Raw genomic sequence first — 15,413 nt, forward strand, 5'->3', positions numbered from 1 at the left:
TTGATAGCTAACAATCAAATTTCCAATGTTTTCAATAGGTAATGTGTATTCTTAGTGAGCGATAGCGTTTTCAAGCGTGCAAAAAATCCCCTCGCAAAAATGCAGAGGGGATGGAATTCAGAACGAGTAGGCGTTACTTAGATTTTCTTTGCTGTTCTTTACGGGCAATTTTTTCTTTTCGACGTTGAGCAATCACCTGATCGGCCTCGCCTCCAACGTGTGTTTCGCCGCGTTTGTTAGCGAGTTGAACTTGCTTTTCACGCTCACGGAAGCGCGCTTTTTGCTCATCTGTATGCTTGTCGATACATTTAGGGCAGCTAACGCCTTTTTCAAATGCTTCCGATTCCATGTCTTCCTGAGTAATTGGCAAACGACACGCATTACACATCTCGTAGCCACTTTTCTCTAGCTGGTGGTTTACCGCGACACGGCCATCGAATACGTAGCAGTCGCCTTCCCACATGCTTTCTTCTTCAGGCACTTCTTCAAGATACTTCAGGATGCCGCCTTCTAGGTGGTACACCTCTTCGAAGCCTTGTTCCTTCATGTAAGCCGTAGATTTTTCACAACGAATACCACCAGTACAGAACATAGCGACTTTCTTGTGCTTCGCTGGATCCATGTTTTCAGCGACGTACTCAGGGAAGTCACGGAAAGTATCGGTTTTCGGGTTGACGGCATTTTTGAACGTACCAATTTCGATTTCGTAGTCATTACGAGTATCGACGACGAAAACTTCAGGATCTGAGATCAGCTCATTCCACTCGTCTGGCTTGACGTAAGTACCGACCACATGACGAGGATCGATGCCTTCTACACCAAGAGTCACGATCTCTTTTTTCAACTTAACCTTGGTACGGTTAAACGGTTGGTTTGCGTCGAATGACTCTTTGTAAACGATATCTGCAAGGCGTGAATCCTGCTTGAACCAGGCGAGAAGAGTGTCGATACCTTCACGGCTAGAAGCGACCGTACCATTGATGCCTTCGCTAGCCAGCAAGAGCGTGCCACGGATTTGATGTTGTTCCATCAGCGCTTTTAGCGGCTCACGAAGTTCCACATAATCTTCAAGACGCACAAACTTATAAAGTGCACATACTACGTAATCTGTCATGTTTTTTCCTTTTAGCGAACTGGAGCGTAAATCCAGAGCTTTGTGTTAAATCGGGTGAAGTATAGCGGAGAGCGCTAGCGACAAATACAGACAGTTTTTAGGGTTTAATTGATGAAGTATGTTTTGTCATATTTTGATGATAAAAGGTTTATACCGTTAGCTCAATCCGATTGCCGTCTGGGTCAAAGAAGCAACTTTCGTAGTAGCCATCCCCCGTCGTTCTCGGGCCACTAAGTAACTCGTAGCCATCTGCAACTAAACGTTGAGTTAATTGATCTACCGCCTGTTCTGAACCAAGTGAAATAGCAATATGGATAAAACCAGTGAACTGGTCATAAAGGTCATCTTTTGATTCTGGAATGCTGTCCATTTGCATCAGTTCTAGGCGGCAACCAGTGCTAAAAGATAAGAAGTAAGAAGAGAAGTTCTTTTCACTGTTATGGTATTTTTGGTTAGGCGTCGCGTTGAAATACTTGATGTAGAAACCTTTGAGTAACTCTAGCTGTTTGGTCCAGAGCGCAACGTGCTCAATTTTCATCATTGCATCTCAATCGGCGTGTTTGATAGGAAATGCTAATCGTGAGCTAGGAAGAAAAAAAAGAGATGATTTATTTCGGTTTTTTTCCTTATTACTGATGATATTGGTTGGGAAGAAGCTATGGATTAGTGACACTTAACTCTGGCAGAGTTAAGTGTAAGAAAACAGGATGTGATTGCCGAATGCGTTTTCCCAATTAGTGCTCTAGTTGGGGGCGGTGGAACGAAATAAATCCTCTCATTTTGAATGGGAGGATTTATTGTTGTGTTTTATGACTTAAGGTTTGAGCTTAAGTACCTTATCGATATCTTCCGCGCTATGACGTTCTGGAACCTGCTCCCACTCTTCGCCCCATGCGCGGTTGACGATACGACCACGCTGGACTGCTTGGCGAGCTTCAATGGCTTCAGCCCAACGCTTGAGGTTTTTATAGCTATCGACGTCAAGAAATTCGCCAGCGTCGTAAATCTTACCCAGCACCAAATTGCCGTACCAAGGCCAGATAGCGATGTCCGCAATGCTGTATTCTTCACCAGCGATAAAGGTATGGTTTGCTAGCTGCTTGTCCAATACATCCAGCTGACGTTTCGCTTCCATTGAGAAGCGATTGATTGGGTATTCAAACTTCTCTGGCGCGTAGGCGTAGAAATGACCAAAACCACCGCCTAAGTACGGTGCGGAGCCCTGAAGCCAGAACAGCCAGTTCATGACCTCTGTTTTCGCTGTAACATCTGTTGGTAGGAAATGGCCGAATTTCTCGGCAAGGTACAGCAAAATATTACCAGATTCGAATACGTTGATTGGTGTGTCACCTGAGCGGTCAACCAATGCTGGGATCTTGGAGTTTGGGTTCACCTCGACAAAGCCAGAACCAAACTGATCTCCGTCGCCAATTTTTATCAAATAAGCGTCATACTCAGCGTCACTGACCCCAAGGGCGAGAAGTTCCTCAAGCATAATCGTCACTTTTTGGCCATTTGGTGTGCCCATAGAATGCAGCTGGATTGGGTGTGAGCCAACGGGTAGTGCTTGCTCGTGACGGGCCCCTGAATCTGGTCGGTTAATGCTGGCCCATTGGCCGCCATTCTCGTCATCCATTTTCCAAACTTTTGGTGGTACGTATTGGTTAGTCATTATGATTCCTTGTCCAAAATTGATATCCGGCACTAGATTAGATTGTGATGATATGAAGAGATAAAAACCCCTCGTTATCAGATTATTAGAACCTTTGGTTATTGCAAATCGGTTAATTGAATAAGGGGTTGCTAATGGAGGGAGATGGACGGATAAGCAACCCATTGATATTACCCTAGGGGTGGTAAGACTATGCTCGCTTAAGGTGTTCTAGTGCTGAGTGGAGTGAGGGGAGAATATAATGCCCCAATGCTTTTACGTCTTCGCAAGGTTCCACTAGGTCGGGGATTTGGTAGGTGGTCATCTTCGCGGCTACGGCACTCTTTACACCATTATTGGAGTCTTCGAATGCGATACAGTGTTCGGCGTGAGCATTGACTCGATCGGCTGCCAGTAGATAGATCTCTGGATCGGGCTTGCCGACTGACACTTCGCAGCCGCAAGTCAGGCTGTCAAAGTATGAGTCTAAACCCGCAAGGCGCAGTTTAACTTCTGCGACGTCACGCTGAGTAGAGGTCGCCACAGCGGTTGGAATTTGCTGTTGTTTGAGCCATTCCAGAAGTTCAACAACGCCGTCTTTAACTGGAATAGGTTTGTGTTTGACGATAGCATCGTAGTTGCGACGCCACTCATTGTGGAGTTTGTCGAGGTCATCCCCATAAGCGGCTCGAAAGATCTTTTCTATGCCTGCGGAGTTACGACCGATGATGGAGAGATAAACGTCTTCATAGAAAGGTAGGTTGACGTTCACGCAAGCTTGTTTAAAAACACGCATGCATACACGCTCGGTGTCCAACAGAAGGCCATCCATATCAAAGATAGCGGCTTGAATTTTCATGAGTACAGCATATTCATTAACAGTTCGGGCGCCCATTTTTGCACACTTCTAAATTATAGTAAAAGCGCCGAAATAAGGTCTGGTATTGACCAGACCTTTACTAGTTGTACTTAGACTATAGCATCCACATTCTTGCCGTGCGGGCTGGAATATTGAATGTATGGTTACGCGATGTGACGACAGTGGTCTCTCCGGTTAGCGTATCTTTGTAAGAAACGTTCCAGTTGAACTCATGTTGATACGTATCCACGGTGATAGACTTCGCCTCGCCACACTTATTAATGCCAACGACGCCCGCTTTACCACGCTTGAAGATCAGCGTGCATTGATCACTGTGCACAACCGTCATTGGTTTACCTTGCATCGAGTTGTGGAACTTAAGCATGTTGATCATCGTGGTGTCTTTCCAGACGTCAGCCCAGCGACCATTATCTCTATCTTCGCTGTCTGGTAGTTCATCACTGTAGATAAGTGGTGTGCCGCCATCTTTACCCAATACGTAGGCGTAAGCTAACTGCTCATCTTTGGGATCCATGATTTGATAGCGAAAACCATCGTTGGTGGGAATGTCGTGTGTCACAGTGAAGGTGATGGCACGCGAATTTTCCAGAGCTTGGCCGTACGCCTGAGGATCATGGAGTTGGTTTAATCCACCATTGAAAGAGAAAGCGCTGCGAATAGTCGAGAACAGAGGGAAATCGTAAGCGGCATGATCGGTGTTGTTTAAATAGGGTGCTAAAAAGGCTTCATAGCCGCTATCGCCCTGACCACCACTGGTAATGACCTCACCGAAAACATGCATTCCAGCAGTAATGTCTGATGTGAAAATCTGATCGATTTGATACGGGCTCATGTGTTTGACGGCATCGATGCGAAACCCCTTGATTCCGATCGACTTGAGTGCCTGAAGGTAGTTTTTCTGCTGTGACACAACCCAGTTATTGGGATCTAAATCTGGTAGTCCGGTATCGCCATTGTCACCACAAAGTCGCCAGTACTGTACGTGACCAGGGTCGTTCCAGTTGCTGATACAACCTGCTGGGTGGAAGTCATTGCCAGAAAAAAGATTTTGGCTCAAGTTGCCAAATAAGGTCTGGTTGGCGTAGTAGTGACTACGTGAAGCGTACTCGTTAAGTACGTCTGAGCCTGGGTAGTTGAGATCGCTGCGCTTTGACGCCTCATTGGCCATATGGTTGAGGACAACATCGGCATAGACTTCGACGCCTTGTGTTTTAAGTGCAGCGATCATGGCTTCTAAGTCTTGTTTATTGCCCAGTGGAGAGTCGATAACGCGAAAATCCTGAGGTTGGTAGCGTGCCCACCATTTTGTGCCGCTAGATTTCATCGCGGGAGAAATTAACACCTTTTTGAATCCGTTGGCGGCGATTTGCTGGGCGTTATTCGTCACATCCGAATATTTCCAGTTGAACGCGTGTAGGATTGCGTCGGCATAAGTGAGTTGCGGTGCGCTGAGCGCAGCAGTGGCAGCGAGTAAAGTTGTTATTTTTTTCATAGGGTGTTTCTCGTTATTGATATTCAGGGCAATGATATTTTTATAAATTGCCATTAATAGTGCTTGAAAGGGAAGACTGGATTACGGTCACACTCTGTAGGGGAGCAATTTACAAAATTCCAACAGGGATAAAGTTTTGCGATGATTTTGGTTGTTTTGTGTTCGAGTTGGTTGATAAATGACCATATCTTAAGGGTTAGACGACGCCTTGTTGCTGGCAGATGATTGTCGTCGTTGCGGAAATCAAAGAATGACGAATAGTGAAAATGATCCGTAATGTTTAGTAGACTGTGTCCCTAATTACAAAATCATAAAGGGAAATCAGAATGAGTCAGCAGAAAGTCGCGTTTATTGGCCTAGGTGTGATGGGCTACCCTATGGCGGGTTACTTAAGTAAAGCGGGATATTCCACCAAAGTGTTTAACCGCACTAAAACCAAAGCAGACAAATGGGCTGAGGAGTACCAAGGTGTTGCGTGTGAGACACCTAAACAAGCGGCTCAGGATTGTGATGTTGTGTTTGTTTGCGTGGGTAATGACGACGACGTACGCAGTGTGATTTACGGTGAAGATGGCGTTCTTGCTGGATTGAAGGCAGGAGCTGTGCTGGTGGACCATACGACAACGTCCGCTGAGCTAGCGGTTGAATTGTCGGCTGCAGCTAAAGAAAACGGCAATCAGTTTATTGATGCGCCAGTTTCTGGTGGTCAAGCGGGCGCTGAGAATGGCATGTTGACCATTATGTGTGGCGGTGATCAAGCGGTGTTCGAACAAATCTCACCAGTGATGGATGTGTACGCGAAACAAATGACGTTGCTGGGAGAAAATGGCCAGGGTCAACGCTGTAAAATGGTTAACCAAATTTGTATTGGCGGTATTCTCCAAGGGCTTAGCGAAGCGTTGCTACTCGCTCAAAAATCGGGTTTGGACGTAGAACAAGTGGTTGACACCCTCAAACATGGTGCAGCGGGTTCATGGCAAATGGAAAATCGCGCCGTGACCATGTCACAAGATAAGTTTGATTTTGGTTTTGCCATTGATTGGATGCGCAAAGACTTAGGGTTCTGCCTGAAAGAAGCGGAACGAGTCGGGCTAGATTTACCGTTAACTAAGAAAGTCGATGATCAATACGCTGAGCTACAACAAGATGGCTATGGGCGTATGGATACTTCTGTTCTGATGAAAGCGGTGGCGAAAAAACAATAAGCGCTGAGTAAAACAATACGCCGATGCGTGCAGGTTAGCGATCGGCGTATGGATTTCAGTACTGATTCAAGCGGGATACTCTATATCAGTAGAAGATGAACAGCTCTTTGGTGTCAAATAACTTAAAGAATTCGAATCCTTTCATAGCCAACTCTCCTCATTTGTAACATCTATGGTTAATGGATTGATGAAGCTAAATATGAGCTTCATTGCTTAACTGCTGTTACCTATCTAAAACTAGTGCAACCTACCGTTTTTTGCCAAATTGTTGATGAGTTAAACATCTGTCCAGATCGACTCTCTGCTACCCCACGGACTCACAAAAGCCGTGGGGCGTCATTGCAAGTTACTGTTTCAAATCGAAGCGGTCAGCGTTCATTACTTTGGTCCAAGCGGCTACGAAGTCGCGGACGAATTTCTCTTTGTTGTCATCCTGAGCGTAGACTTCAGCGTAAGCACGTAGGATGGAGTTAGATCCAAATACAAGGTCGACTCGGGTTGCTGTCCATTTTTCCTCACCGCTGCTGCGCTCGACAATAGAGTAGGCGTTACGCCCTGTTGGCTTCCATGTGTATCGCATGTCTGTCAGGTTGATGAAGAAATCGTTCGTCAGTGCACCGACACTATCAGTGAATACACCGTGACGAGACCCAGAGTGGTTGGTTCCAAGCACACGCATACCACCCATCAGAACCGTCATTTCTGGAGCCGTTAAACCCAATAGCTGTGCATGGTCTAACATCAACTCTTCAGGGCTTACCGCATAATGCTGCTTCTGCCAGTTTCGGAATCCGTCAGCGACAGGTTCCAGCACATCAAAGGAATCGACATCCGTCTGCGCAGCACTTGCATCACCACGTCCAGGAGCAAAAGGAACGGAGATGTTTATACCAGCGGCGCGCGCTGCTTGCTCAATGCCAACGTTACCAGCAAGAACTATGGTATCCGCGACACTCACCCCTGACTCAGAGGCGATCCCCTCTAGTACCGAAAGGACTTTAGCGAGCTTTTCGGGTTCGTTACCTTGCCACTGATTTTGTGGCGCAAGGCGGATACGAGCACCATTAGCGCCGCCACGTTTGTCTGAGTTACGATAGGTACGAGCGCTGTCCCAAGCGGTTGAAACCATATCGCTAACGCTTAAACCACTTGCGGCGATTTTAGCTTTGACCGCTTCAACATCGTAATCGCTTTGACCAGCGGGGACGGGGTCTTGCCAAGTTAGTTCTTCTGCCGGAATATCTGGGCCGAAGTAGCGGGATTTTGGCCCCATGTCGCGGTGAGTCAGCTTAAACCACGCACGAGCGAAGGTGTCGGAGAAGTAAGCGGGATCCTTGTAGAAGCGTTCTGATATCTTGCGGTATTCAGGATCAATTTTCAGCGCCATATCGGCATCCGTCATGATTGGGTTATGACGAATACTTGCATCTTCGACATCAACAGGTTTGTCTTCCTCTTTGATGTTGTCTGGTTCCCACTGCCATGCACCTGCTGGACTCTTTTGCAAAGACCAGTCATAGCTAAACAGCAGATGGAAGAAACCGTTATCCCATTGAGTTGGATGGGTTGTCCACGCACCTTCCAACCCACTGGTCACGGTGTCACGGCCAATACCACGAGAGGTGTGGTTGTTCCAACCAAGACCTTGTTCATCTAGCTCTGCACGCTCTGGTTCGGCACCCAGTTTATCGGCGTCCCCATTACCATGTGCTTTACCCACGGTGTGGCCACCAGCGGTCAGTGCGACAGTTTCTTCATCGTTCATTCCCATACGTTCAAAAGTGACACGCATGTCCTGAGCGGTTTTTAGTGGGTCTGGTTTACCATCAACACCTTCAGGGTTGACGTAGATTAAGCCCATCATGACGGCGGCGAGTGGGTTTTCTAAGTCACGCTCACCCGAATAGCGACTGTTTTCACCACCGCTTTCTGCTAGCCATTCTGTTTCTGCGCCCCAGTAGATGTCTTTTTCTGGATGCCAGATGTCTTCGCGACCAAATGCAAAGCCGAAGGTTTTCAAACCCATGGATTCATAAGCCATGTTGCCAGCTAGGATCATCAGATCAGCCCAACTGATTTTATTGCCATATTTCTGTTTAATAGGCCAAAGCAAGCGACGAGCTTTGTCTAGGTTTGCATTGTCAGGCCAAGAGTTCAGAGGAGCAAAGCGTTGGTTACCGGTATCCGCACCACCGCGACCATCGCCAGTACGATAAGAGCCTGCAGAGTGCCATGCCATCCGAATCATTAAGCCACCGTAATGGCCCCAGTCTGCTGGCCACCAGTCCTGACTGTCAGTCATCAGTGCTTTAACATCATTTTTTAGTGCTTCAACGTCGAGCTTTTTAAGTTCTTCACGATAGTTAAAGTCTAGGTCCATTGGATTCGATTTCTGGTCGTGCTGATGCAAGATGTCGAGGTTGAGGGCGTTTGGCCACCAAGCTACGTTAGATGAGTCTGAAGAAGTTGCACCGCCATGCATGACAGGACATTTACCGCCAGTATTCACGTTTTTGTGTTCCATGATTTGCTCCTTTAGTGTCGCTTATTCACGGTCGCCACTTTGATGTTTCTTATATCGGTGACCATCGAATCATTGGTTAGCCAGTTAAAATCAAAGACGTTTTCTATCGGTCTAGCGTCTGATTGAATATCCGTCATTGGACTGACTTGATAGCATTGAGAATAGATGGCGAGAGAGCTTTTATAAAACTGGTTGTGGCTATGTTATTGATAGACGTTTTCTATCTCATGCATACCGATGGCGTAAGAGGCAAAATATCACGGAAATTTAAAAAGGGAAGCAGGGCTGCCAGCGAAGATTGGCAACCCTGTACACGAGTAATTAGCTGAACTTTATTTCAAGCTGTTCGGCGGTCTGCCAACTATCGTGGCTGGCAAGTTGTGAGGCATACTGGGCAATATTGGTGTAGCGCTCAAGTAAGCCAAAGTTCGTCAGAATATCAACAATAAATGACATCATAATATCCGCACCAGTGAGTTTTTCGGCGACTAGGTAACGCTTGTCTTGCAAACGCTGGTCGACATAACTCATCACTTTGTGTAACTCGACTTCAGCATAATCAGGTAGGAAGTTCATTTGAGCGCCATCTTTTGAAACGAAGACCTTTAGTAATAACGGTAGAGCAGCAGAGCTTTCTGCAAAGTGCAGCCACTGCAGGTAGTCGAGGTGGTCATCAGAGCCTTTGGCTGGCGCAAGCTTCTCTGGCGCATACTTATCGATAAGGTATTCAGTGATTGCGCCAGACTCTGTAATGACGCGGCCATCTTCTTCAATCACCGGAGATTTACCCAGTGGGTGGATAGATTTAAGCTCTGGTGGCGCGAGAAAGGTCACACTATCACGATGGTAGGGGACGATGTCATAATCGATGCCTAGCTCTTCTAACAACCAGATAATACGTTTGGAGCGAGACTGGTTAAGGTGATGTAGTTTAATCATGTTGACCTCTGCTTATAGTGGACGGTTGGTTTTTACAACCAGTTTGCCAAAGTTTCTACCTTCCAGAAGGCCGATGAATGCTTCTGGCGCATTGTCAAACCCTTCCACCAAATGCTCACGATAATGAATTTTTCCTTCCGCAAGCCATTGGCTCATGTCGGTTGCAAACTCTTCATAACGATGAGCGTAATCATCAAAAATAATAAAACCCTGCATTTTGATTCGCTTGATCAGCAACTGCCCCATCAGCATTGACATTCTGTCAGGGCCTTGAGGGAGCGATGTTGCGTTGTATTGAGAAATCAAGCCACACAGTGGAATACGCGCTCCAGTGTTGAGAAGGGGCATCACAGCGTCAAACACTTTACCGCCAACATTCTCAAAGTAAACGTCGATGCCTTGGTTACACGCTGTCGCTAACTGTTGTGCAAAATCTTCCGCTTTATGATCGATACACTCATCAAAGCCTAATTGTTCTACCGCATAACGACACTTTTCCTCGCCACCGGCAACGCCAATTACACGACAACCTTTTAGTTTGCCTATCTGTCCGACCATAGAACCTACCGCACCTGTTGCCGCTGCGACTACTAGGGTTTCGCCAGCTTTTGGTTGGCCGATATCCAGCAAGCCCATGTAAGCGGTGAAGCCTGGCATACCCATTACACCCAGTGCATAAGAGGGGTGAGTTGGGCTCATGCCCATTTTAATCAGGCCTTCACCATTTGAAATGCCGTAATCTTGCCAGCCAGTGAAAGCTAATACCCATTCACCAACTTGGTAGTCTGGATGATTGGAGGTTTCTACCTGACACACTGTGCCACCGACCATGACATCGTCGATATCAACAGGATCCGCGTAGGATTTGGCATCGTTCATGCGGCCACGCATGTAGGGGTCAAGTGACAGATAGACGCTTCTTAGCAGCAATTCACCTTGAGCAGGCGTAGGCTTTTCTGTTTCTTCTAAGCGGAAGTTTTCGCTAACAGGTGCGCCTACAGGGCGTGAAGCAAGAACAATGCGGCGGTTTACGTTGTTAGTCATTGTGTTTCCTATTATTAGACCAGTCGTCTAGTTTGGATTTCAAAAAATTCCCGTTGATTTGTTGAATCAAACGGGAATGTGTTACTTAAGCGCTAAGTAGAGAGTGAGTGCTCTCTAAACTGCGTTCAAGATGTGCTTGATCCTGAACCAGTTTGTTGAGGAGACTCGCACCAAGCCATTGTTGGTAAAGCTGGGTCGCAACTTGCTGCGCATCCAATGCTTTTATCGAACCGTCTTCGATACCAGATTCTATGCACTGAGCAATGGAATCAATGACTTGTCCCGCACCGTTTGCAAGAGTGATTCGCATCGGCTCAGACAAGTCAGAAACCTCGGCACTAAGCTTAACCACCAGACATCGGTTAGCATTACAGACACCATTTTCTACTTCTAGCCAGCGGGAGAAGTACCCCATTATACGTTGATAGCCAGTCCCTTCTTCTGCATGAAAAATCGCATTGATGCGAGCTAGGTAGCTTCTGAAATAATCTTCAATCAGTGCCTCACCAAATTGCTCTTTGGATTTGAAATAGTGATAGAAGGAGCCTTTTGGCACATCGGCTGTTTTAAGCAGTTCAGATAAACCGACGGCGGTGAAACCTTTGTTCACTACTAATTCGTAACCCACATTGAGAATATGTTGGCGAGTGTCGTTTGTTTTTTTCGTTCATGGGCGAACTATAAAACAAATTAGACCAGTCGTCTAGTGAGTATGAAAGCTTTGAGAGGATGAATTACCGCGCCATTGAAGGTTAATTCGCATACAAAGAAGAACGGCGAGAGTTGGACAGAGTGAAAATGACTCACACAATTACGAACCAAATAAGTTCCGTTCGAAGGATGGAATAAACGCCGAATGGACGTAAAAAGTCAAACGAACTTGTTTAGTGATATTACTATTAAAGGTAGATAAATGTAGAAGGTCTTTGAGTCTATGCAATGAAGTTATTGCTGATAGTTTCATTAAACTTTCGTATTGAGTCATCGTTTTGCATGAAGGAGAGAGGATGAAGTGGTTGCGTTTGGGAACGATCATTCTTGCTCTAGTGGCCGTAAAACCTTGTTTGGCAAGGCCAGTTGATTTGGTCACACTGGAATATCCTCCCTACATAGAAATGCAGGGACAACAGGTATCAGGCGTTGCGGTTGAATTAGTCAGGTATATATTTCACCAGCTTGAAACTCCCGTCAACATAACGGTACTACCATGGGCAAGAGCACTGACACTGGTGAAGCGTGGTCGGGCTGATGGCATATTTACCGCATTCAAAAATCCTGAGCGCGAGAAATTTGCCGATTTTAGTCAGAATGTCCTCTTCGTCCAAAACATCAGTTTGATGGCGCTCAAAGGCAGTAGCTATAAAACTGAGGAAATCCTAGCCGGTGATGTCTCCAATATTGCGTTGTGTGTCGTTAACGGCGTAAGTTACGGAAAACGGATGGACGCGAAGATTAAGGAAGGTCGCTTTCGGCTGATTTTCCAAAAAAACAGCACGGTAGAATGTGCTCACCTGGTGCGCACTAAACGCGCTGATATCTGGGTGAACAATGAATTTGGAGCCCGAAGCATTCTGGTTAGAGAAGGGTTGGATAGTGATATTGATATTTTATCGCCTCCCGTTGAAGCAACCCCCAGCTACATTGCGTTCTCTAAAGACCTCAGCCATTCTGAGTTACTCGAGCGCTTTGACCAAGTACTGTTCGATATGAAGCAAGATGGGCGTTACGAAGCCCTCATCTATGATTACTTTGAGACCATGAGAGTTAAATGAGAGGCTCTCTTTTCATGTAGACAAAAGCGTTATCTTCGCCGGTGATATGGAATCCAAAGCGCTGATATAGCCTACCAACCTGATTTCCCTGTAAATAGCACAGTTGGATAGGCTTACGTTGTGCGTCGGCAAGCTCAATACAGTATTGCAGGATTTTGCTTCCCATTCCTTTGCCGTGGTATCGGGTGAGCAGGAAGAAACGACAAAAGTAAAAGTGTTCTCCTTTGTCTTGCAGCAAAAAGCTACCAGCGGGCTGGCCGCCAACAGTCACGATGGTGGGCTGGTCTTGTTGCCATTCTTCAAGGTGAATACGTTGTTGCACTTGTTCATTCCAACCGAATACGGCTTTTATCGCGTCGTATTCTGCATTCTTTTTGAGAGAGAATAAGAAGTCGAAATCACCCGGTGTAGCCGGGCGAAAATCAAAGTCGATCATGCATCAACCAGTTCATAAGTGATCAAGAAAAGCTCGTCGGTGTTGGGGTAGATTTCCCGAATCAGCTGTTTAAGTTTTGGTAGCTCAATCGCTTCTTGCTCAGCGTGAAACTCGTTGATATCGTCAAAGTGAAGGGGTTCTACCGCTAGAATCTTCACCTCACATACTTTCTCATCGTTCTCCAATGTGAAGACTTCAACCTGAGTACCTGGCACGTAATGAGCTTCCGATTCATCGCGAATGGTAATGGTTTTTTTACCACAAGTGATCAGTGGAGTCAGAAACTCAAAAAAGAGAATTTTGGTCGGTGCGCTCATTGGGAATCCTTGTTTTGACGCTTGTGCTTAGGCACGTAGTTTAAAATGGAAATAGGCACAGGTTTACGCGGCTCAAATCCTTCAACGTCACGACGTTCAATCAGATGGCCGAGGCGGCTTTCGATCATGCACAAATTCTTGAAGTTATCTTTAGAGACAAAGGAGATCGCCTCGCCTTGTGCATCCGCACGACCTGTTCGACCAATACGATGTACGTATTCATCAGCAGGGAAAGGCAGGTCATAGTTAATCACACGAGTCAGGCCTTCAATGTCAATACCACGAGCGCCGACACCTGTGGCGATCATGTATTTGATTTTGCCAGCTTTAAAATCTTCTAGCAGCTGAGAACGTACGGCTTGGCTACGACCGCTGTGGAACGCTTCGGCTTCAATACCGCGCTTCTCCAATTGTTGAGCCAGTTTGGCTGCGCCGTGTTTCGTTTCGATAAAGATCAGTGCCTGATCCCAATTGTTTTCTTTGATCAAGTGGCTTAACAGCGCTGACTTCTTGTCTTTATCGACCGTAATTAGCCATTGTTCGATGTTCTTTTTCGACGCTTGGTTGGCCGCGATGGAAATCTCATAAGGGTCGTGTACTGCCGTTTTCGCTAAGTCTCGAACTTTATTCGACAGAGTGGCGGAGAACAGTAAGTGCTGAATATCGGTTGGCAGTCGGTCGAGGATTTTATTGATATCATCGATAAAACCCATATCGAGCATACGGTCGGCTTCATCCAGTACCAACATTTCCACTTCCTCAAAATGTACGGCGCGTTTTCCATACATATCGATCAGTCGACCGGGTGTCGCGACCAGAATATCTACGCCTTCAATTAGGGCTTGTTTCTGAGCCTGTTCATCCACACCGCCATACATCGCAAGCGAAGTCAGAGCGAGGTGTTGACTGTAATCTCGAATCTTTTCTTCAACCTGAATAGCCAGTTCACGAGTCGGGGTTAAAATTAGGCCGCGAATGCGTTTCTTACGCTGTGTTTCACCCCGGCTTAATTTTTCCAGCATTGGCAGTACAAAGCTCGCGGTTTTACCTGTACCTGTCTGTGCGGCTGCAATTAAATCTTCGCCACGCAAAACCGCGGGAATGGCTTTGGTCTGAATCGTCGTCGGTTTGTCGTAACCCAGTTGTTGAATGGCGTCGGTAATTGGTTGGCTTAAGCCGAGCTTAGAGAATGGCATCGATACACTCTGAATCTGAATAGTGAAGCGGGGTAAACCCGGTATGTGGCGCAGAGTTTAACATGAATACGCCCACACGGGATCGTTACCTCGCTTAATTCTCACAATATCAGCGACTAAGAATCTCCGTCACGATGTCTGTTTTTACAGAGTTAGCGATAAAGCAATGTTGGTGAGCGAGGTGGTGCATTTTCTCCAATTGTAGGTAATTGGGTTTTTTGTCACCTGAGAAAACGATATCGGGTCTCAGTGTCACCTTGGTGACCGATGTCCGGCCTTTTTCATCTTCTTCCATTATGCCAATCGCCGTATCAACGTAAGCGTCAATAACATAACGACGCTTAGCGGCGATCCCCAAAAATGTCAGCATGTGGCAACTTGATATTGCGGCAATAAACGCTTCCTCCGGATCGACATTTTCCTCGACTGAGTAAGGCAACGGTACCACATGAGGTGATGCAGACGCAGGGACACGGACGCCGCCGTCAAACTCCCACAGGTGTGCACGGCTGTATTGGTTGTCGCTGAATGTCTCATGTTTGGCCCGCTTCCAGCGAATGGTAGCACTGTAATCTGACATGCATTCCTCCATGAATATGATGCAAAATAAGAGAAGTAAACCATCGTAGAATATCGTATTAACGGGGTGTGACATAGGTAGTATGTCAATAATTCGGAAGCGTTTATCGACTCTGATTGCAGTCTCTACCAGCTCATCGGCTTTTACCGCTATCCCAAAACTCTGATAGTGACTATTTTTCACCGATAACAATCGCTTGATAGGCTGTGTCTTGAGACTAGCCCTATACTGTGAAACGTTAGGGATAAATAAAAAGGAACCCA

At 46.4% G+C, this 15,413-nt stretch carries 15 protein-coding genes; 2 read left to right on the forward strand and 13 right to left on the reverse strand.

Going from position 1 to position 15,413, the window contains the following annotated elements:
- Positions 1-133 precede the first annotated feature (133 nt).
- The 5 genes from KW548_22790 to KW548_22810 all read right to left on the reverse strand — a co-directional run bounded on the left by KW548_22790 (position 134) and on the right by KW548_22810 (position 5,137).
- Positions 134-1,114 (reverse strand): rhodanese-related sulfurtransferase, encoded by a 981-nt coding sequence (locus tag KW548_22790; GenBank protein QXX08450.1) that lies wholly within the window; start codon positions 1,112-1,114, stop codon positions 134-136.
- Positions 1,115-1,262: 148 nt separating this feature from the next.
- On the reverse strand, positions 1,263-1,652 hold the full coding sequence (locus KW548_22795) for a VOC family protein (GenBank protein QXX09510.1): 390 nt from the start codon (positions 1,650-1,652) through the stop codon (positions 1,263-1,265).
- A gap of 276 nt (positions 1,653-1,928) precedes the next feature.
- On the reverse strand, positions 1,929-2,786 hold the full coding sequence (yghU, locus tag KW548_22800) for a glutathione-dependent disulfide-bond oxidoreductase (protein QXX08451.1): 858 nt from the start codon (positions 2,784-2,786) through the stop codon (positions 1,929-1,931).
- Positions 2,787-2,976: 190 nt separating this feature from the next.
- Positions 2,977-3,624 (reverse strand): HAD family phosphatase, encoded by a 648-nt coding sequence (locus tag KW548_22805; protein ID QXX09511.1) that lies wholly within the window; start codon positions 3,622-3,624, stop codon positions 2,977-2,979.
- A gap of 115 nt (positions 3,625-3,739) precedes the next feature.
- Positions 3,740-5,137 carry an alpha-amylase family protein gene (locus tag KW548_22810; protein QXX08452.1) on the reverse strand — a complete coding sequence of 466 codons (1,398 nt, stop codon included), beginning with the start codon at positions 5,135-5,137 and terminating at the stop codon, positions 3,740-3,742.
- A gap of 326 nt (positions 5,138-5,463) precedes the next feature.
- Between KW548_22810 and KW548_22815 the strand changes: the two genes are divergently transcribed.
- Entirely contained in the window at positions 5,464-6,342 is an 879-nt protein-coding gene (locus KW548_22815) for an NAD(P)-dependent oxidoreductase (protein ID QXX08453.1), read from the forward strand.
- A gap of 346 nt (positions 6,343-6,688) precedes the next feature.
- On the opposite strand, the gene katG is transcribed toward KW548_22815, so the two are convergent.
- The 4 genes from katG to KW548_22835 form a co-directional block, all read right to left on the reverse strand.
- The gene (gene katG, locus KW548_22820) at positions 6,689-8,866 is read right to left on the reverse strand and encodes a catalase/peroxidase HPI (GenBank protein QXX08454.1); all 2,178 of its coding nucleotides are present in this window, start codon (positions 8,864-8,866) and stop codon (positions 6,689-6,691) included.
- A gap of 321 nt (positions 8,867-9,187) precedes the next feature.
- Positions 9,188-9,805 carry a glutathione S-transferase gene (locus KW548_22825; protein ID QXX08455.1) on the reverse strand — a complete coding sequence of 206 codons (618 nt, stop codon included), beginning with the start codon at positions 9,803-9,805 and terminating at the stop codon, positions 9,188-9,190.
- Positions 9,806-9,817: 12 nt separating this feature from the next.
- Positions 9,818-10,849 carry an NADP-dependent oxidoreductase gene (locus tag KW548_22830; protein ID QXX08456.1) on the reverse strand — a complete coding sequence of 344 codons (1,032 nt, stop codon included), beginning with the start codon at positions 10,847-10,849 and terminating at the stop codon, positions 9,818-9,820.
- Between the two features lie 85 nt (positions 10,850-10,934).
- Positions 10,935-11,486 (reverse strand): TetR/AcrR family transcriptional regulator, encoded by a 552-nt coding sequence (locus KW548_22835; protein ID QXX09512.1) that lies wholly within the window; start codon positions 11,484-11,486, stop codon positions 10,935-10,937.
- 370 nt (positions 11,487-11,856) lie between these two features.
- Here KW548_22835 and KW548_22840 point away from each other — a divergent pair, with 370 nt between their 5' ends.
- On the forward strand, positions 11,857-12,621 hold the full coding sequence (locus KW548_22840) for a transporter substrate-binding domain-containing protein (protein ID QXX08457.1): 765 nt from the start codon (positions 11,857-11,859) through the stop codon (positions 12,619-12,621).
- Here KW548_22840 and KW548_22845 read toward each other — a convergent pair.
- The 4 genes from KW548_22845 to KW548_22860 all read right to left on the reverse strand — a co-directional run bounded on the left by KW548_22845 (position 12,614) and on the right by KW548_22860 (position 15,150).
- On the reverse strand, positions 12,614-13,054 hold the full coding sequence (locus KW548_22845; GenBank protein ID QXX09513.1) for a GNAT family N-acetyltransferase: 441 nt from the start codon (positions 13,052-13,054) through the stop codon (positions 12,614-12,616). The genes KW548_22840 and KW548_22845 overlap by 8 nt on opposite strands.
- The gene (gene yqfB / locus KW548_22850) at positions 13,054-13,374 is read right to left on the reverse strand and encodes a N(4)-acetylcytidine aminohydrolase (GenBank protein ID QXX08458.1); all 321 of its coding nucleotides are present in this window, start codon (positions 13,372-13,374) and stop codon (positions 13,054-13,056) included. Before yqfB ends, KW548_22845 begins: the two co-directional genes overlap by 1 nt.
- Complete coding sequence (locus KW548_22855) at positions 13,371-14,570, reverse strand: DEAD/DEAH box helicase (GenBank protein QXX08459.1); 1,200 nt, start codon at positions 14,568-14,570, stop codon at positions 13,371-13,373. The genes yqfB and KW548_22855 overlap by 4 nt, the downstream gene beginning before the upstream one ends.
- Positions 14,571-14,679: 109 nt before the next feature.
- Positions 14,680-15,150 (reverse strand): OsmC family protein, encoded by a 471-nt coding sequence (locus tag KW548_22860; GenBank protein ID QXX08460.1) that lies wholly within the window; start codon positions 15,148-15,150, stop codon positions 14,680-14,682.
- Positions 15,151-15,413: the final 263 nt, after the last annotated feature.

The sequence above is a fragment of the Vibrio neptunius genome (assembly GCA_019339365.1).
Taxonomy (GTDB): domain Bacteria; phylum Pseudomonadota; class Gammaproteobacteria; order Enterobacterales; family Vibrionaceae; genus Vibrio; species Vibrio neptunius.